Here is an 18,425-nt window from a genome sequence, read left to right on the forward strand (position 1 = left end):
TTTTTGACGTCCAAGACGCGTCAAAGGGGAGTTCTCATGTCGACAATCGCCGCGGCGCCCGCCGTCGAGCCGAAGCCGCTTTACACCTCACTGTTCGTCCAGGTCCTGGCCGCGCTGGTGCTTGGCGTCATCCTGGGGATGGCCGTCCCGGATTTCGCGATCGGACTCAAGATTCTCAGCGACGCCTTCCTGAAGCTGATCTCGATGATCGTGGCGCCGATCGTGTTCTGCGTCGTCGTCCACGGCATTGCCGGTGCCGGCGACCTCAAGAAGGTCGGCCGGGTCGGCGTCAAGGCGCTGGTCTATTTCGAGGTCATGACGACGGTGGCCCTCGTGGTCGGCCTCCTTCTCGCTTATCTCTTCGGCCCCGGCCACGGCATGAACATCGATCCCTCGACGCTGGATGCCAAGGCGCTCAACACCTACGCCGACAACGCCCACAAGCTGTCCGGCGGCGGCATTGGCGCCTTCCTGATGAACGTGATCCCGACCACCTCCTTCGATGCGCTGTCGCGCAACGACGTGCTCCAGGTGCTGTTCTTCGCCGTGCTGTTCGGCGTCGGCCTCGCTCTGGTCGGCGGCGAGAAGGGCGCGCTCGTCACCTCCATCATCGACGCGGCCTCCACAGTGCTGTTCCGCGTCATGGGGCTGATCGTCCGTGTCGCACCGCTCGGCGTACTCGGCGCGGTCGCCTACACCGTCGGCAAATACGGCGTGGGCTCCTTGAAGCAGCTCGTGTCGCTGGTGATGCTGTTCTACGTCTCGGTCGGCATCTTCGTGCTGGGCGTGCTCGGCGGCGTCATGGCGCTCGCGGGCATCAACATCCTCAAATTCCTCGCCTACCTGCGCGAGGAGCTCACCATCGTGCTCGCGACGGCGTCCTCGGACGCAGTGCTGCCGCAGATCATGAAGAAGCTGGAGCGGATGGGCGTAAAGGATTCCGTGGTCGGCCTCGTCATCCCGACTGGCTATTCCTTCAATCTCGATGCCTTCTCGATCTACCTGACGCTGGCCGTCGTCTTCATCGCCCAGGCGACCAATACGCCGCTATCGTTCGGCGATCTCCTGCTGGTGCTCGGCGTCTCGCTGATCACCTCAAAGGGAGCGCACGGCGTGCCGGGCTCGGCGATCGTGATCCTGGCCGCGACGCTGAACGCGGTGCCGAGCATCCCCGCGATCGGCCTGGTGCTGGTGCTGTCGGTCGACTGGTTCATCGGCATGGCCCGCGCACTCGGCAACCTCGTCGGCAACTGCGTGGCGACGGTCGTCGTCGCCGCGTGGGAAGGCGATCTCGACCGTGCCAAGGCTGCCAAGGTGCTCGAAGGCGGCGAGCTGGTGGACGTGACGGCGGGATAGTCCCGTCGATCAATCATTCCAGCGGAGGAGCGGCGTTCCATACGCCCTCCTCCAGACTGACAGGAAGCGCGGAAACCAGGAGTGGGCCACCGCGCCCTTGTAGGCCCAGGTGCGATATTTCAGGCCCTGCTCCGAGATCAGCTCCTGATAGCCACCGTGGACTTCGGTCGCGGTGCGAATGTCCTTCAATATCCCTTGCGCGCAGGCCCGATAGGTATCGCTCCCCGAGGCCTCATCGAAGTCCAGCATGCGATCGGCGAATTCGACATTGAACGTCGGCCACGACGAACGCCCCTGATAGGCCGGCGCCGCAATCTTGTGGATCATCTTGTTGCGCGGATTATCCGCCGACACCAGGAAGTGGAACGTGCTGGGGATGCGGAAGCGCGGCTCGGCGATGATCAGGTCGGCCGTCGCAGCAAACAGCGCGCGCTCGCTGGCATCGCTCATATTCCAGAAACCGCGGTGCACGCTGACGAAATCGAGCGCGACCAACGACACCGGCGCGCCCGCCGGACTATCCAGGGAATGCCTGATATAGCCGTCCTTGCCAAACAGGCGGAGCAGGTCCCTCTTGTACTGCGCGAGGTCGCGTCCGAGCAGCCGCTTCAGCTCGTTCTCGCCGACGATCCCGAGCTGCACGCCCCACAAGAACGTCGTGTAGACGCAGGCATTGGTGACGAAACGCCTGCGTTCGGCACGGGTATCCGTTGCCGCGGAGCGCGGTCCGCTGGCGTCGCACAGCAAATATCTGGTGCCGTCAGCCTCGAACGACTCCAGCTCGCTTGCAAGCTTCAGGATCGCCCGCTTCAGGTCCCCGCCGTACTCGGCCAGCAACAGACGGCCGGCATGCGCGCATTGAGACATCGCCAGATACGACGATGCTCTCTCCTCGGCAGAGAGCATCTGCTGGAGGCCGGCGATAATGCCGAGCAGCGTGTCCGAGGGCCGCGAGAAATAATTCACGCCGAGATACCGGCCGCATCCCGCCGGCACGATGGTCGTCGTGACGACGTCGGCGCGAACCGCCTCCAGCAGCAGACGGACGCTCTTTTCGAGCAGGCGCGCCCGGCGCACCGCATCCTGCGCATCCATGATGGTCTCTGGATCAAGGACGTCCGGATAGAACCAGGCGAAGTCGCGCGGATAATAGGCGGAGGCGTGCGGTGCGCCGGTGACGAGGAAGGCTTCGGTCACCGAAAAGGCGCTGTCCATCGAGTGCCGGTAAAGGTCCTCGATGGCCGACAACGAATGGGGCGATTGCCTCAGGAACCGATCACCAAGAAAATTCACGGCCTGGAGAGCGTTCGCGACAAAGGTCGCAGCCATCCCCTGATAAAACCGGTTCTCACGATGTGATGGAAAAGAGATGTCGCTGTTCATGTCCGTCAATCGGCTGAATGTCTCGTGACCCTCGCGATGATGGCCACCATTTTAAACATGACTGATTCGTATCTCTACCCGGTGACTTGCGGGTTCGTGACGCTTGCCTAGGCCGCCCGCGGCCTGAAATTCTCGATCACCCTGAGCAGCACCCGTGCGCCGGCGTCGGCATCGGCAAGCTCGACGTGCTCGTCCGGGTGATGGCTGATGCCGCCGCGGCAGCGGACGAAGATCATGCCGACATCGGCGATATCGATCATGGCCATGCCGTCATGGCCTGCCCCGCTCGGCAGCTCGAACACGGAGAGACCTTCCGCAGCGATCGCCTGCGCGATCTGCTGCTTCAGCCAGGGTGCGCAGGGCGCGGTGCGATTCTCGTGGGTGACATCGAGCTGGAGTGCCAGTTGCCTGCGCTTTGCAATCGCCTCGATCTGGCGGACGACGTCGGCAACCGCGCGCTTGCGGTGCATGTCGGTCGGCGCGCGCATGTCGATGGTGAACGACACCTCGCCCGGAATGACATTGGTCGCGCCGGGCCTCGCCTGGATGTAGCCGACAGTGCCAACGAGGCCGTCCACGTCGGTGCGGCAGAACTGCTCGATGGCGCCGATGCATTCGGCAGCGCCGGCGAGCGCGTCCCGGCGTAGCGCCATCGGCACCGTTCCGGCGTGACCGGCCATGCCGGTCAGCCGCGCGGCAAGCCGCGTTGCGCCAGCGATCGCGGTGACAACGCCGACCGGGAGGTTCTGCGCTTCCAGCACCGGTCCCTGCTCAATATGCAATTCGAGATAGGCGAGCAGCTCGCGCCGGGCCCGTGCGGCGGCGCCGACGTGGTCGGGATCGAGCCCAAACTGAACGAGTGCATCGCGCATCGACACGCCGTCACGATCGCGCGTGTTCAGGACGCTCTCGTCAAAGGTGCCGGCCACCGCACGGCTGCCGAGCAGGGTCGAGGCAAAGCGCACCCCCTCCTCGTCGGCGAAGCCGATGACCTCGATCGCAAACGGCAGGCGCTTGCCGCGGCGATTGAGATCGGCGACGCAGGCGATCGCGGTGATCACGCCAAGCGGCCCGTCCCATTTGCCGGCATCGCGCACGGTGTCGTAATGCGAGCCGAGCATCAGGCAGGGCGCGCCCTGCCGCTCACCTTCATACCGGCCACAGACATTGCCGATCGCATCGAGATGCGCGCTCATGCCGGCGTCACGCATCCAGCCCAGGATCAGGTCCGCGGCCGTGCGTAATTCCTTGCTCAGGTAGACGCGGGTGAGCTTGTCGGGCTCTTCCGAGATCGCAGCAAGCTCGTTGATGCGGCGGACGATCTCCTTGCCGAGCGATGCATCATGAACAGTACCAGCACCCATCTCGGCGAGCTTTCCATCTTCTGAGGACCACGGCAGCGGTCCTGACGACAATCGATACAAGTTCGGTGCCAGCGAAAATCCTCCGGCGCCACCCCAGTCAGCGCGTGGTTAGCATGAATGCGCCTTGTCGGCCGAACCGTCCGAAGCCGGTCATGCACATGTGGGGAGCCGGTCAAGACTGCTTAACTCCACTGCATACAATTACAGGATAGTGCCTATAAATTAATCTGCCGCTTTCCTCGCCAAGTTCTTGATGCAGATTATACCCTATGTATTTCAAATATTTATGAAGAATTGCACTCTTCCTAGTCTCTGGCACGAAGCTTGCGACATCTGATCCCGGCTCCGCCAGGCCGGCGCAGCCGCGAGATCAAGGCGGGTCATCCGCCAAGGGGAGCGAGCAATGGATATTGGCAGGATTTCACGACGTCATTTGTTGCAGGGCGGCGCGGCCCTCACCCTCGGCGCGGCGGCGGGCCTCCGCCCGGCCTTCGCGGCCGAGACCACCATCGGCTTCATCTATGTCGGCTCGCGCGACGACTATGGCTACAACCAGGCGCATGCGCAGGGCGCGGCGGCACTGAAGAAGATTCCCGGCCTCAAGGTGGTCGAGGAAGAGAAAGTGCCGGAGACCGACGCGGTCGAGAAGACGATCGAGTCCATGATCAATCTCGATGGCGCCACCCTGCTCTTCCCGACCTCGTTCGGCTACTACAATCCGCACATGATCAAGATGGCCAGCAAGTACCCGAAGCTCCGCTTCGAGCACTGCGGCGGGCTCTGGAGCGACAAGGATCCCAAGAACGCCGGCAGCTATTTCGGCTACATCGACGAGGCCCAGTACATCTCGGGCATCGTCGCCGGCCTGACGTCGAAGAGCGGCAAGCTCGGCTTTGTCGCCGCCAAGCCGATCCCGCAGGTGCTGCGCAACATCAACGCCTTCACGCTTGGCGCCAAGTCCGTCAATCCAAAGGCCACCACGCAGGTGATCTTCACCGGCGACTGGTCGATGCCGGTCAAGGAGGCCGAAGCCACCAACAGCCTGATCGACCAGGGCGTGGACGTGCTCACCTGTCACGTCGATGGCCCCAAGACCATGGTCGAGAACGCCGCGCGGCGCGGCGCCTTCGTCTGCGGCTATCACACCAATCAGTCGGCGCTGGCACCCAAGGCCTATCTCACCGGCGCCGAGTGGAACTGGGAAGCGCTCTATCCGAAGTTCGTCAAGATGATCGCGGCCGGCGAAGGCATCCCGAATTTCTACCGCGGCGGCCTGAAGGAAGAGATCGTGAAGGTCTCGCCCTACGGCGAAGCTGTCTCGGCCGAGGCGCGCAAGGCGGCCGACGAGGCCAAGGCAAAATTCCTGTCTGCGGAGGGCTTTGCCATCTTCAAGGGCGGCCTCGTTGACAACAAGGGCAAGACGGTGATCGCCACCGGCACCGACCGAGGCCAGAAGGATCCTGAACTCGAGAAGATGGACTACCTCGTCGAAGGCGTGATCGGAGCGACTTCGTGACCGCGGAAACGGCGGATTCCACGGAAGCGGTCGGGACAGTTGCCCCGGCCGCCGATTCCGGCTTCCTCCAGCGTTACGGCGGCACGATCGAGTATGTCCTGATCCCGGGCGCGGCGCTCGTCGGCGCGCTCGCGGTGTTCGGCATCTTCGTCGCGATGTTCGGCAAGAATCCGCTCGATCTCTATTTCTACATGTATTACGGCGCGTTCGGCACCTGGTTCTCCTGGCAGAACACGCTGACGCGCGCGGCGCCCCTGATCCTCACCGCGCTCTGCACGGCGCTGCCGGCGCAACTCGGCATGGTCATCATCGGCGGCGAAGGCGCGCTGCTGATCGGCGCACTGTCGGCGACCAGCGCCGCGCTCGCGCTTCAGGGCATGCCGCCGCTCGTCGTGCAGATCACCATGGTCTGCGCCGGCGTGATCGGTGGCGGCTCGTGGATCATGCTCTCCGGCGCCTTGCGGCAATATCGCGGCGTCAACGAAACCATCTCGAGCCTGCTGCTCGTCTACATCGCCCTCGCGATCCTCAACCATCTCGTCGAGGGGCTGATGCGCGATCCCGCCAGCCTCAACAAGCCGTCGACGCGTGAGATCGGCGCCGCCAACATGATCGGCTCCATTCCCGGCACCGACGTGCATTGGGGTCTCGTCTTCGGCCTGATCGCCGCGATCGCCTCTTACATTCTGATCTATCACACCGTGTTCGGCTTTGCCGCGCGGGTTGCGGGCGGCAACATTCGCGCTGCGAAGATCGTCGGCCTCGGGGTCAGCAAGCTGATCCTGACCGTCTGCTTCCTCGCCGGCGGCGCGGCGGGTCTTGCCGGCATGGTCGAGGTCGCCGCCGTGCAGGGGCGCACCAACGCCAACCTTGCAGCGGGCTACGGCTTCACCGGCATCCTCGTCGCCTTCCTCGCACGGCAAAATCCGCTCGCCATCATTCCGGTCGCGATCCTGCTCGGCGGCATCAGCGCCAGCGGCGGCCTGCTGCAGCGCCGTCTCGGATTGCCCGATGCGTCCGTGCTGGTGCTGCAGGGCATCATCTTCGTCTTCGTGCTCGCCAGCGATGCGCTGTACGGGCGCATCGGATTTTTGAAGGGAAAATCCTGATGGCAGACGGCTCGATCGGACTCTGGACCGTCCCGCTCGCCGTGCTCGGCGGCGCCATTCGCGTCTCCACCCCGTTCCTGTTCGTGAGCCTGGGGGAATGCATCACCGAGCGCTCCGGCCGCATCAATCTCGGCCTCGAAGGCACGCTGGTGATGGGCGCGATGAGCGCCTATGGCATCTCCTATCTCACCGGCTCCCCGTGGCTCGGGGTGCTCGCCGCGGGCATCACCGGCGCGCTGCTGGGCGCACTGCATGCCGGCATCTGCTCGCTGCCGCGCGTCAATGACGTTGCGGTCGGCATCGCCTTGATGCTGTTCGGCACCGGCCTCGCCTTCTATCTCGGCAAGCCGCTGATCGAGCCGACCGCGCCGCGACTGCCCGCGATCGATTTCGGCTGGTGGAGCGACATCCCGCAGGTGCGCGCCGCGCTGCGCATCAACGTGCTGTTCCTGATCGGAGTCGCGCTGGCGCCGATCCTTTATTGGGCCTTCCGCACCACGCGCTGGGGTCTTCTGATCCGCACCGCCGGCGAGAGCTCTGATGCCGCGCGCGCGATGGGCCATTCCGTGCGGCTGATCCGCCTGCGCGCCACCATGGTCGGCGGCTTCCTCGCCGGCATCGGCGGCTCGTTCCTGTCGCTGTTCTATCCCGGAAGCTGGAACGAGGGCCTTTCCTCGGGCCAGGGCATCACCGCAGTGGCGCTCGTGATCTTCGCGCGCTGGGATCCCCTGCTCTGCCTCTGGGCCTCACTCGCCTTCGGCGGTGCCGCGGCGCTGGGACCGGCACTGCAATCGGTCGGCGTCACCTCCGGCTATCACCTCTTCAACGCCGCGCCCTACATCCTGACGCTGGCGATCATGATCATCACCTGCTCGCCGAAGCGCACGCTGACCGGCGCGCCCGCCGAACTCTCGATCACACGGTAACACGCACGAGGTCGTCCATGCCCGAGCGCTACATCAAGTCCGAGCCCTACGCCTGGCCCTACAACGGTGATCTCCGCCCCGAGAACACCGCGCTGATCATCATCGACATGCAGACCGATTTCTGCGGCGTCGGCGGCTATGTCGACAAGATGGGCTATGACCTCTCGCTGACGCGGGCGCCGATCGAGCCGATCAAGAGGCTGCTCGCCGCGATGCGGAGCCAAGGCTTTCACATCATCCATACCCGCGAGGGCCATCGCCCCGATCTCTCCGACCTTCCCGCCAACAAGCGCTGGCGCTCGCGCCAGATCGGCGCCGGCATCGGCGACCCCGGCCCGTGCGGCCGCATCCTGGTGCGCGGCGAGCCTGGCTGGGACATCATCGAGGAGCTGGCGCCACTGCCTGGCGAGCCCATCATCGACAAACCGGGCAAAGGCTCGTTCTGCGCCACCGATCTCGAGCTGATCCTGCGCGTCCGCGGCATCGAGAACATCGTGCTATCAGGCATCACCACCGACGTCTGCGTCCACACCACCATGCGCGAGGCCAACGACCGCGGCTTCGAATGCGTGCTGCTGCACGATTGCTGCGGCGCCACCGACAAGAGCAACCACGATCACGCGCTGAAGATGATCAAGATGCAAGGCGGTGTGTTCGGAGCGGTCTCGACGTCGGACGCCTTCATCGGAGCGATTTCGTGATCATCGGCGAAACGCCACCGCCGTCAGGTGCCTTCGGCGTCGATGCCATCGCCATGACCATGCGCTTCGGCGACTTCCTGGCACTGGACAATGTCGAGCTGAAGGTGCGGCCAGGCTCGTTCCACGCCCTGCTCGGCGAGAACGGCGCCGGCAAGTCGACCCTCGTCAAATGCATCATGGGCTACTACCACGCAACCGAAGGCGACATCATCGTCGGCGGCCGCGAGCAGGCCATCGCCAATCCGAAGGACGCGCACGCGCTCGGCCTCGGCATGGTCTACCAGCATTTCACGCTTGTGCCGGCCATGACGGTTGCCGAAAATCTCGTGCTGGCGCGCGACAATGTGCCGGCCATGGTGAACTGGCCCAAGGAGATGAAGGAGCTCGAGGGGTTCCTGGCGCGGATGCCCTTCAAGGTGCCACTCTCCGCCAAGGTCTCCGACATCTCCGCCGGCGAACGCCAAAAGTGCGAGATCCTGAAGCAGCTCTATCTGAAGCGCCGCTTCCTGATCCTGGACGAGCCGACCTCGGTGCTGACGCCGGCGGAAGCGGACGAAGTGCTCGGCATGCTCCGCGATATGGTGGTCAGGGGCGAGCTGACCATCCTGATGATTACGCACAAGTTCCGCGAGGTCATGGCCTTCGCCGACGAGGTCACCATCCTGCGCCGCGGCAAGCTCGCCGGCGCCGGCAAGGTCGCCGAACTGACGCCGGATGCGATGGCGCGCACCATGATCGGCGCCGAAGAGCTGACCGTGCAGCCGCCGCGCACCGGCGAAGCCGGACAGGCGAGGCTGGAACTCGAGAAGGTTCGCGCGCTCGACGATGCCGGCGCGATCGCCGTGCATGATGTTTCCCTTACGGTGCGCGCCGGCGAGATCGTCGGCATCGCCGGCGTCTCCGGTAACGGCCAGCGCCAGCTCGTCGAGGTGCTCGCCGGCCAGCGCGAGGCCGAGAGCGGCGAGGTGCGCGTGGCGGGCGATCCCTATCACGCCAGCCGCGAGGAGATGCGGCGCCACAGGATGTCGCTGCTGCCCGAAGAGCCGCTGAAGAACGCCTGCGTCGGCGGCATGAGCGTCGCCGACAACATCGCCTTCCGCGAGTTCGACCGTGCGCCCTTTGCAAGCGGTGGCTGGTGGCTCAATCGCAGCGCCTTCCGCAGCGACGCCAGGAAGAAGATCGGCCAGTACAAGATCAAGACCCGCACGCCGGATACGCCGATCTCGGCGCTGTCGGGCGGCAACGTGCAGCGCGCCGTGCTCGCCCGCGAGCTCGGCGGCGACGTCGAGGTGCTGATCGCGGCCAATCCCTGCTTCGGGCTCGATTTCGCGGCGGTCGCGCAGATCCACGCCGAGATCATGGCGGCCCGCAACCGCGGCGCCGCGGTTCTGCTCGTCAGCGAGGATCTCGACGAACTGCTCGAACTGTCTGATAGGCTGGTGGTGATGTTCCACGGCGAATTCGTGTATGAAGCACGGACCAGCGAAGCCGATCTCACCGTAGTCGGCAGGCACATGGCGGGACATTGAACGGAGGACCGATGGACGACGCATCAGGGCGCGACGAGCACTTTCTGCGCCTGTCCTTCGCGGTCGCCCGCCGTTCCCTCACCCGCGGCAACCATCCCTTCGGCTGCATCGTCGTCGATGCCGACGGCAAGGTGCTGATCGAGACCGAGAACGGCTACATGCCGGATCACGACGGCACCGCGCATGCCGAGCGCCTCGCAGCCACCCAGGCCTGCCGTACGCTCGACCGCGATGTGCTGGCCAAAGCCACGCTCTATTCCTCGGCCGAGCCCTGCGCCATGTGTGCCGGCGCAATCTACTGGGCCGGCATCGGCCGCGTCGTCTATGGCCTCAGCGAGCACCGCCTGCGCGGCGTCACCGGCAACCATCCGGAGAACCCGACGCTGGACCTGCCCTGCCGCGAGGTGTTTGCAAGCGGCCAGCGCCCGACGGAGGTCGTCGGACCGCTGCTCGAAGACGAGGCCGAAGCCCTGCACGATGGCGTTTGGACGAAGTAGGTACCCAGCAAACAGTGCCGTAGGGTGGGCAAAGGCGCCCTTGCGCCGTGCCCACGATCTGACTTCAACATCGGTAGACGTCGTGGGCACGCTTCGCTTTGCCCACCCTACGGCAGCTTTCTCCTTGGCAAACACGAATGACGCCGCGCATCCCTGCGCGGCGCCATCCGAACCTTGGAGAGCGTCAGTCGATCAGAACTTCACAGTGACGCCACCATAGACGGTCGACTCGGTGCAGCTCTTGGTGCTCTGGCCGGTCGCGGCGATGGTGCAGACGCCGGGCATGGCGTTGTGGTCGAGGCCGAACTTGTTCTGCCAGTAGCGGTAGGAGACCCAGAGGTCGACGAAGTGCGAGTACTTGTCACCCCAGACCGCCTTCGAGGCGTCGAAGGTCAGGCGGATCGGTTCGCTGTTCAGCTCGGTCTTCGAAGCGGTCGAGAACCGGCCGACACCCGAGAGCGCAGGCAGGCCGTTGGAGTCGCCCTTCGGACCGTACCAGCCGGCGCGGCCGCTGATCGACCAGAACTGCATGTTCGGCGGCAGGAAGCCGAGGTCCATGTAGTAGTTGATTTCGACGGCCCAGGTCGGACGATAGCTGACATTGCCGTCCGAGTTACAGGTCACGCCCGCCACGCCCGGTCCGAACAGGCCGCACTGGGTAAAGGCGTTGTGGTTCAGGAACTCGTAGTACATCAAGGGCGCGACGTTGAAGTAGCCCTTGTAGGGAAGGTCGAAAGCGAACTGCAGACCGGCGACGACGTCGCGCTTGGCCGGCGCGAGGAAGTTGTTCTCGGTGTTGCCGTCCATACCGACTTCGAACGAGATGTTGTGCAGCGGCCCCATGGTGAAGGCCTTGGTGTTGAACAGCTCGTTCCAGCCGAAGGTCGAGCGGAACAGGCCGTAGATCTCGGTCGCGCCGGCGCAGTCGGCGGCACCGCCGGTAATGGTCACGCCGGGCGCGACGCAAGGGCTGGCAGGATCGTTCTTGCCCGACTTGAACATCGAGATGGTGAAGAAGTTGGTGCCGTAGGCCCAGAGGTCGAAGTGCGTGAAGGAGTAAACCTGCTTGGCGGTGGTGCCGTTGATGCTGCCATCGGGACGGACGCTCCACATGCCGGGATCGGTGCCCTTGGGCATCCAAGAGAACGTGACGCGATTGTCGATCACCAGGAAGAACGGAAGGTCCGGCGCCTTCTTGGCGGCCTTGACCGGCAGGTCCGCCGCGTGAGCCCAGCCGCCGATGGCCAGCGTAGCAAGTGACAGCGCCGTTGCTGCAATTGCCTTGAAACGAAACGACATCCTGAATACCCCCAAGTTTGGACACGTAAAAATGAACGCCCTTGGGTGCGACACTTGCGCCGATATCCCGGAGTGAGAAGCCTCAACTTTTTTCAAGGCATGCCGCTTGTTTCGGCAGTGGCCGACGTCTTCCTTCAGGATTTTGAGTGCATTTGCGGGTCGTGCGCATTGTCCGCGCGGCTGGCCATTGCCAGACATTCCCATTTGATTTTGTTCGCATTTCGTGTCGAACGAACAAGGCGGGCCGAATTACCGACGGCGCCTGATGCGGCGATCCGACATTGCATACGCGTTCTGGCGCGATTTTGCTCAGCGTCAGGTCAAGGCTGCACAGTGGGTTCCGATTTGGTTTGTACCGTCACAAATTTGCAACAGGCATCACGCGCGAGCACCGCCTTCATCGGACGGTTCGAAGGGCGCGCGAGCACGATCCGCGCGCGGCGAGCGCCACGACTCGCCGACACCACGCGCCTGCCGAAGCGTTGAGCAAGGGATGACGCTTTTTCACACCTTACGCGGCGGTTCAAACTAGCCCACTATTGAGGCACTTCATCCCATGCAAGCGCATCAGCGAATGTTAGATCCGACGCCTAACGGCCTGCATTCCGGCGAGTCCCCGTTGCTTCAGACGCTCGGGCTCACCAAGCGCTATGGCGATTTCCTCGCCAACGATTCCATCGACATCGACATCTGGCCCAAGGAGATTCACGCCCTGCTCGGCGAGAACGGCGCCGGCAAGTCGACGCTGGTCAAGGCGATCTACGGGCTGATCCAGCCGAGTGCCGGCGAGATCCGCTGGCAGGGCGAGCGAATCGCGCTGTCAGGCCCGTCCGAAGCGCGCACCCGCGGTATCGGCATGGTGTTCCAGCACTTCTCGCTGTTCGACAATCTCACCGTCGCCGAGAACGTCGCGCTCGGCCTCGACGGGAAGGAATCCTTCAAGGACATGTCGGCGCGGCTGGAGCAGGTGTCGAAGACCTACGGACTGCCGCTCGATCCCAGGCGCGAGGTCTGGCAGCTCTCCGTCGGCGAGCGCCAGCGCATCGAGATCGTCCGCGCCCTGATGCAGGACCCGAAATTCTTGATCCTGGACGAGCCCACCGCGGTGCTGACGCCGCAGGAGGCCGACCAGCTCTTCATCGTGCTGGAGCGCCTCAAGGCCGAAGGCCGCGCCATCCTCTATATCAGCCACAAGCTGGAGGAGGTGAAGCGCCTCTGCGACACCGCAACGATCCTGCGCGGCGGCAAGAAGGTCGACACCTGCAATCCCCGGCTTGAGACCGCACCTTCGCTCGCCCGCATGATGGTCGGCGGCGAGATCAAGGAGGTGAAGGCTCCCGCCGGCCGGCAGACGACGGTGCCGCGCCTCGTCGTCAACGATCTCTCGCTCGCGCCGAGCGAAGCCCACGGCGTGCGGCTCGAGCACATATCGTTCGAGCTGAAGGGCGGCGAGATCCTCGGCATCGCCGGCGTCGCCGGCAACGGCCAGGACGAGCTCTTTGCCGCGCTCTCCGGCGAGCGGCTGTCCAGGGATCCCGGCACGGTGGTGATCGAGGGTATCGCCGCCGGCCACCTCTCGATCACCCAGCGGCGCAAGCTCGGCGCGGCCTTCGTACCCGAAGAGCGGCTCGGCCACGGCACCGCGCCACGCATGAAGCTGTCGGAGAACGCACTGCTCACGGGGCACGCAGCGAGTGGCATGGTCCATCACGGCTTCATCGACACCGCGGCCACGCTGAAGACCGTCGACCGCGCAACCGAGACGTTCGACGTCCGCAAGGCCAAGCGCGATCCCGAGGCCGCGAGCCTGTCCGGCGGCAATCTGCAGAAGTTCATCGTGGGACGCGAGATCCTGCGCAACCCGGCGGTGCTGGTGGTGAGCCAGCCGACCTGGGGCGTCGACGCCGGCGCCGCCGCCGTCATCCGCCAGGCGCTGCTCGATCTCGCCACCGCAGGCGCGGCCGTGCTGGTGACCAGCCAGGACCTCGACGAGCTCGCGGAGATCGCCGACCGCATCGCTGTGATGTTCCACGGCCGGCTCTCGGCCCCGCTCGCAAGGAGTGAAGCGACGCGCGAAAAGCTCGGCCTTCTCATGGGCGGCAGCAGCCTGGAGCCGAAGGAGGCCGCGCATGCAGTTGGTGCTTGAGAAGCGCGCCGAGCGCTCTGGCACGATCGCGCTGGTCTCGCCGCTGATCGCGATCGGCCTGACGATCGTCACCATGGTCATCCTGTTCGCGATCCTCGGCAAGAATCCGCTGCTCGCGCTGCATGCCTATTTCATCGCGCCTCTCACCGACAGCTATTCGCTGCAGGAGATCGCGGTGAAGGCGACACCGCTGGTGATGATCGCCATCGGCCTGTCGCTCTGTTATCTCGCCAACGCCTGGAACATCGGCGCCGAGGGGCAATTCCTGATCGGCGCAGTCGCCGGAAGCTGGATCGCGGTGAAGACGCAGGGCACCGATGCCGGCGCCTGGGTTCTCCCGGCGATGCTCGTGCTGGCAGCCGCTGCAGGCGCGCTCTATGCGCTGATCCCGGCGATCTGCAAGGTGAAGTTCGGCGCCAGCGAGATCCTGACCAGCCTGATGCTGGTCTATGTCGCCGATCTCTTTCTCGACTATCTCGTGCGCGGTCCATGGCGCGATCCCCACGGCTTCAATTTCCCGACCACGGCCGAGTTCGATCCGGTCGCGACGGTGCCGCTGCTGATCGAAGGCGGGCGGCTGCATCTCGGCTCGATCATCGCGCTGCTTGTCGTTGCGGCAGCGGCGATCCTGCTCGGGCGCACCATCAAGGGTTTTGAGATCCGCGTGGTCGGTGCCGCGCCGCGCGCAGCACGGTTCGGCGGTTTCAACGCCAACCAGCTGATCATCCTGACCTTCGCCGTCTCCGGTGCACTCGCGGGTCTCGCCGGCATCATCGAGGTCGCGGGTCCCGTCGGGCACCTCCAGCCCGGCATCTCGCCCGGCTACGGCTTTACCGCGATCATCGTCGCCTTCCTCGGCCGGCTGAATCCGCTTGGAATATTAATTGCAGGCCTTTTTCTCGCACTGACCTTTATCGGCGGCGAGCAGGCGCAGATCGCGATGAAGATCCCGTTGGATGTCACCAAGGTGTTTCAGGGCATTCTGCTGTTCTACGTGCTCGCCTGCGACTCGCTCATTCTCTACCGCTTCAAGCTGGTGTTCCCGAACCGACAGGTGGCCAGTGGAACTCATTGAAGCCATCATCCTCGCGGTACTCGCCGCTTCGACGCCGCTGCTGATCGCGGCGACCGGCGAGCTCGTGACCGAACGCTCCGGCGTGCTCAATCTCGGCGTCGAAGGCATGATGATCGTCGGCGCGGCCTGCGGCTTTGCCGGCGCGTGGCTCACCGGTTCGATCTTCATCGGCGCGCTGTTCGGCATCGTTGCGGGTATGCTGATGTCGCTGGTGTTCGCGCTGATGGCGCTCGGGCTTGCGGTCAATCAGGTCGCAACGGGTCTGGCACTGACCATTCTCGGCATCGGTCTCTCCGGCCTGATCGGCGCCGGCTTTGTCGGCGAGCGCATCACGCCGGCCGCGCATCTTTACGTTCCCGGCCTAACCGACATTCCGCTGATCGGCCGCGTGCTGTTCGGCGAGGACGGCTTCGTCTATTTCTCGGTCGCATTGATCGTCGGCGTCTGGTGGTTCCTGTACCGCACGCGGGCGGGATTGATCCTGCGCGCCTGCGGTGACAATCACGTCTCCGCGCATGCGCTCGGCTATCCCGTGCTGCGCATCCGCACCTTCGCAGTGATGTTCGGCGGCGCCTGTGCGGGACTTGCCGGCGCCTATCTGCCGCTCGCCTATACGCCCTTCTTCATTCCCGGAATGACCGCCGGCCGCGGCTGGATCGCACTGGCACTGGTGGTGTTCGCGTCCTGGCGGCCGGGCCGGCTCGTGGTCGGCGCTTATCTGTTCGGCGCGGTGACGATCCTGCAACTGCATGCGCAAGGCTGGGGCGTCGGCATTCCCTCGCAATTCATGTCGGCGCTGCCTTACCTCGCGACCGTCATCGTGCTGGTCCTGCTTTCCCGCGCGCGCACCGGCGGCTCGACCGCACCGGCCGCGCTCGGCACCGTGTTCGTGCCTGACCGCTGAGTTTCATTTCCGCGGCATGCGCGATGGGGCGCGCACGTTGCGGACCGTGGCTTTCCCCTGATGTTTGGAGATTGATGATGAGGAAATCACTTCTTGCGCTGGCTTCCGGCCTTTTGCTTGCCGGGAGCGTCAGCGCAGCCTCCGCCGCCGACAAGCTGAAGGTCGGCTTCATCTACTTGGGTCCGATCGGAGACCTCGGCTGGACCTACCAGCATGACGTCGGCCGGCAGGCGCTGGTGAAGGAGTTGGGCGACAAGATCGAGACAACCTATCTCGAGAACGTGCCCGAAGGCCCCGACGCCGAGCGCGCCATCGAGCAGCTCGTCCGCGCCGGCAACAAGCTGATCTTCACCACGTCGTTCGGCTACATGGACCCGACGCTCAAGGTCGCCAAGAAGTATCCGAACGTGCATTTCGAGCACGCCACCGGCTACAAGCGCGACAAGAACATGTCGACCTATTCGGCCAAATGGTACCAGGGCCGCTACATCCAGGGCCTGATCGCGGCCAAAATGTCGAAGTCCGGCGTGCTCGGCTATATCGGCTCGTTCCCGATTCCCGAGGTCGTCTCCGGCATCAACGCGACGATCCTGGCGGCGCAGACCATCAACCCGAACATCAAGGTCAAGATCATCTGGGCCAACACTTGGTTCGACCCGGGTAAGGAGGCCGACGCCGCCAAGGCGCTGATCGACCAGGGCGCCGACGTCATCATGCAGCACACGGATTCGCCGGCCGCGATGCAGATCGCCAGCGAGCGCGGCAAGCTCGCCTTCGGCCAGGATTCCGAGATGATCAAGTTCGGGCCCAAGACCCAGCTGACCTCGATCCTCGATACCTGGGGCCCCTACTACATCGAGCGCGTCAAGGCCGAGCTCGCCGGAACCTGGAAGTCCGAAGACACCTGGGGCGGCCTCGACAGCCACATGTTCGCGATGGCGCCCTACACCAACATGCCCGACGACGTGAAGAAGATGGCCGAGGATGCCCAGGCCGCGATCACCGCGGGCAAGCTGCACCCGTTCAAGTGCCCGGTCATTGGGCAGGACGGCAAGGAGGTCGAGTGCAAGGGCGGCGCCAACCTCGCTGACGGCCAGATCCTCGGCATGAATTTCTATGTGAAGGGCATCGACGACAAGCTGCCGGGCAAGTAGCACGCTTCTTGCATTGCCTAAATCACCTGCTCCTCCCGGAGGAGGTTCGGAGGGGGTGGCCAGAAGCACCCGGCACTTGTGGTCGCCCCCTCTTTCAATTTTCGGCCTGATTATCCCGCCTGCATGGCCCGCGCCGCCGAACTGTGGCGGCGGATGAGATCGGCGACATCCAGGCCCGGGATCGCCCCGTCGATCACCGCCCATTGTCCCGCCACCATGACCCGGTCGGCCCGATGCGCCCCGCACAGCACCAGCGCGGCCAGCGGATCGCCATGGCCGGAGAAGCGCAGCTCGTCGAGCTTGAACAGCGCCAGGTCCGCCGCCTTGCCGACGGCGATCTCGCCGAGCTCCGGACGGCCGACGCAGGCCGCCGAGCCCTTGGTGGCCCAGCGCAGCGCATCCTTGTGGCTGACCTTGGTCACGCCGTAGCGCGCCCGTTGCAGCAGGAACGCCGCACGCACCTCCTGCATCAGGTTCGATCCGTCATTCGAGGCCGAGCCGTCGACCCCGATGCCGATGCCGACGCCGGCCTCCTCCATCTCGCAGACTGGGCAGCACCCGGACGCCAGCAGCTGGTTGCTGCAGGCGCAATGGCTGACGGTCGTGCCGGCCTTGCCGAGCCGCTTCATCTCGTCCGGATTGAAGAAGATTCCGTGAGCGAGCCAGGTTCGCGCGTTGAGCCAGCCGCATTGCTCGAGATAGTCGAGCGGACGGCAGCCATACATCTGCTGGCAGAATCTGTTCTCGTCCTCGGTCTCGGCGAGATGGGTGTGCAGGCGCACATTGAGCTTGTCGGCAAGGTCGGCGGTGGCGCGCATCAGCGACGTCGTCACCGAGAACGGCGAGCATGGCGCCAGTGCGATCTGCACCATCGCATCCGCACCGCCCTGGTGATGCTTTGCGACCACGCGCGCGCTGTCGGCCAGGATCGTGTCCTCGTCCTGCACGACGCTGTCGGGCGGCAGGCCGCCGTCGCGCTGCGACAGGTTCATCGAGCCGCGCGTGAGCAGCACGCGCATGCCGAGCCGCTTTGCAACACCGACCTCGATGTCGACGGACTCCTCGAGTCCCGCCGGGAAGACGTAGTGATGATCCGTCGTCGTGGTGCAGCCCGAGAGCAGCAGCTCGGACATCGCCACGGTGACGCCGAGTTCCAGCCGCTCCGGCGTCAGCTTCGCCCACACCGGATAGAGCGCCTGGAGCCAGGGAAACAGCTCGCGGTCCATCGCCGCCGGCAGCGCCCGCGTCAGCGTCTGGTAGAAGTGATGATGCGTGTTGATGAGGCCCGGCAGCACGACATGCTCGCCCGCGTCGAACACCGCCACATCCGCGGTCGCAGGCGTGCCGCCGGCCGGCACGAGCTCGACGATCCGGCCATCCCTGACCACGATTCCACGCTCGGCACCGTCGGCGAGGATAGCCAGCGGATCCCTGATCCAGATCGGCTTTGCATCGCTCATGAGCCT

At 64.9% G+C, this 18,425-nt stretch carries 15 protein-coding genes; 11 read left to right on the forward strand and 4 right to left on the reverse strand.

Annotation, left to right across the window (positions count from 1 at the left end; genetic code table 11):
• The first annotated feature begins 36 nt into the window (after positions 1–36).
• Positions 37–1,356, forward strand: coding sequence for a dicarboxylate/amino acid:cation symporter (locus tag IQ16_RS36185; protein ID WP_018644802.1), 1,320 nt, complete (start codon positions 37–39; stop codon positions 1,354–1,356).
• Positions 1,357–1,365: 9 nt separating this feature from the next.
• Here IQ16_RS36185 and IQ16_RS36190 read toward each other — a convergent pair whose 3' ends face one another.
• Both IQ16_RS36190 and IQ16_RS36195 read right to left on the reverse strand, forming a co-directional pair.
• The gene (locus tag IQ16_RS36190) at positions 1,366–2,739 is read right to left on the reverse strand and encodes a hypothetical protein (protein ID WP_018644803.1); all 1,374 of its coding nucleotides are present in this window, start codon (positions 2,737–2,739) and stop codon (positions 1,366–1,368) included.
• Between the two features lie 107 nt (positions 2,740–2,846).
• Positions 2,847–4,103, reverse strand: a complete 1,257-nt coding sequence (locus IQ16_RS36195) for an allantoate amidohydrolase (RefSeq protein WP_018644804.1) — start codon at positions 4,101–4,103, stop codon at positions 2,847–2,849.
• Positions 4,104–4,506: 403 nt separating this feature from the next.
• Between IQ16_RS36195 and IQ16_RS36200 the strand changes: the two genes are divergently transcribed.
• Genes IQ16_RS36200 through IQ16_RS36225 form a run of 6 tightly spaced genes read left to right on the forward strand, consistent with a single transcriptional unit; the run spans position 4,507 to position 10,381 of the window.
• Positions 4,507–5,619, forward strand: coding sequence for a BMP family ABC transporter substrate-binding protein (locus IQ16_RS36200; protein WP_018644805.1), 1,113 nt, complete (start codon positions 4,507–4,509; stop codon positions 5,617–5,619).
• The gene (locus IQ16_RS36205) at positions 5,616–6,728 is read left to right on the forward strand and encodes an ABC transporter permease (RefSeq protein ID WP_018644806.1); all 1,113 of its coding nucleotides are present in this window, start codon (positions 5,616–5,618) and stop codon (positions 6,726–6,728) included. Before IQ16_RS36200 ends, IQ16_RS36205 begins: the two co-directional genes overlap by 4 nt.
• Positions 6,728–7,654, forward strand: a complete 927-nt coding sequence (locus IQ16_RS36210; RefSeq protein WP_018644807.1) for an ABC transporter permease — start codon at positions 6,728–6,730, stop codon at positions 7,652–7,654. The genes IQ16_RS36205 and IQ16_RS36210 overlap by 1 nt, the downstream gene beginning before the upstream one ends.
• A 17-nt stretch (positions 7,655–7,671) precedes the next feature.
• Positions 7,672–8,355, forward strand: coding sequence for a biuret amidohydrolase (gene biuH / locus IQ16_RS36215; protein WP_018644808.1), 684 nt, complete (start codon positions 7,672–7,674; stop codon positions 8,353–8,355).
• On the forward strand, positions 8,352–9,884 hold the full coding sequence (locus tag IQ16_RS36220) for an ABC transporter ATP-binding protein (protein ID WP_018644809.1): 1,533 nt from the start codon (positions 8,352–8,354) through the stop codon (positions 9,882–9,884). Before biuH ends, IQ16_RS36220 begins: the two co-directional genes overlap by 4 nt.
• An 11-nt stretch (positions 9,885–9,895) precedes the next feature.
• The gene (locus IQ16_RS36225) at positions 9,896–10,381 is read left to right on the forward strand and encodes a nucleoside deaminase (RefSeq protein ID WP_018644810.1); all 486 of its coding nucleotides are present in this window, start codon (positions 9,896–9,898) and stop codon (positions 10,379–10,381) included.
• Between the two features lie 192 nt (positions 10,382–10,573).
• On the opposite strand, the gene IQ16_RS36230 is transcribed toward IQ16_RS36225, so the two are convergent.
• Entirely contained in the window at positions 10,574–11,680 is a 1,107-nt protein-coding gene (locus IQ16_RS36230) for a hypothetical protein (RefSeq protein WP_018644811.1), read from the reverse strand.
• Positions 11,681–12,254: 574 nt separating this feature from the next.
• Here IQ16_RS36230 and IQ16_RS36235 point away from each other — a divergent pair.
• From IQ16_RS36235 to IQ16_RS36250, 4 genes are all read left to right on the forward strand, one after another.
• Positions 12,255–13,826 carry an ABC transporter ATP-binding protein gene (locus IQ16_RS36235; protein ID WP_018644812.1) on the forward strand — a complete coding sequence of 524 codons (1,572 nt, stop codon included), beginning with the start codon at positions 12,255–12,257 and terminating at the stop codon, positions 13,824–13,826.
• On the forward strand, positions 13,810–14,901 hold the full coding sequence (locus IQ16_RS36240) for an ABC transporter permease (protein ID WP_018644813.1): 1,092 nt from the start codon (positions 13,810–13,812) through the stop codon (positions 14,899–14,901). The genes IQ16_RS36235 and IQ16_RS36240 overlap by 17 nt, the downstream gene beginning before the upstream one ends.
• A complete protein-coding gene (locus IQ16_RS36245; RefSeq protein ID WP_018644814.1) occupies positions 14,888–15,805 on the forward strand; it encodes an ABC transporter permease in 918 nt (305 codons plus the stop codon). Before IQ16_RS36240 ends, IQ16_RS36245 begins: the two co-directional genes overlap by 14 nt.
• Positions 15,806–15,882: 77 nt before the next feature.
• Positions 15,883–16,959, forward strand: coding sequence for a BMP family ABC transporter substrate-binding protein (locus IQ16_RS36250; protein ID WP_026312272.1), 1,077 nt, complete (start codon positions 15,883–15,885; stop codon positions 16,957–16,959).
• 110 nt (positions 16,960–17,069) lie between these two features.
• Here the strand turns inward: IQ16_RS36250 and IQ16_RS36255 are convergent, their stop codons facing one another.
• Positions 17,070–18,419, reverse strand: coding sequence for an 8-oxoguanine deaminase (locus IQ16_RS36255; protein WP_018644816.1), 1,350 nt, complete (start codon positions 18,417–18,419; stop codon positions 17,070–17,072).
• Positions 18,420–18,425: the final 6 nt, after the last annotated feature.

Source organism: Bradyrhizobium huanghuaihaiense, assembly GCF_007830635.1.
Classification (GTDB): Bacteria; Pseudomonadota; Alphaproteobacteria; order Rhizobiales; family Xanthobacteraceae; genus Bradyrhizobium; species Bradyrhizobium huanghuaihaiense.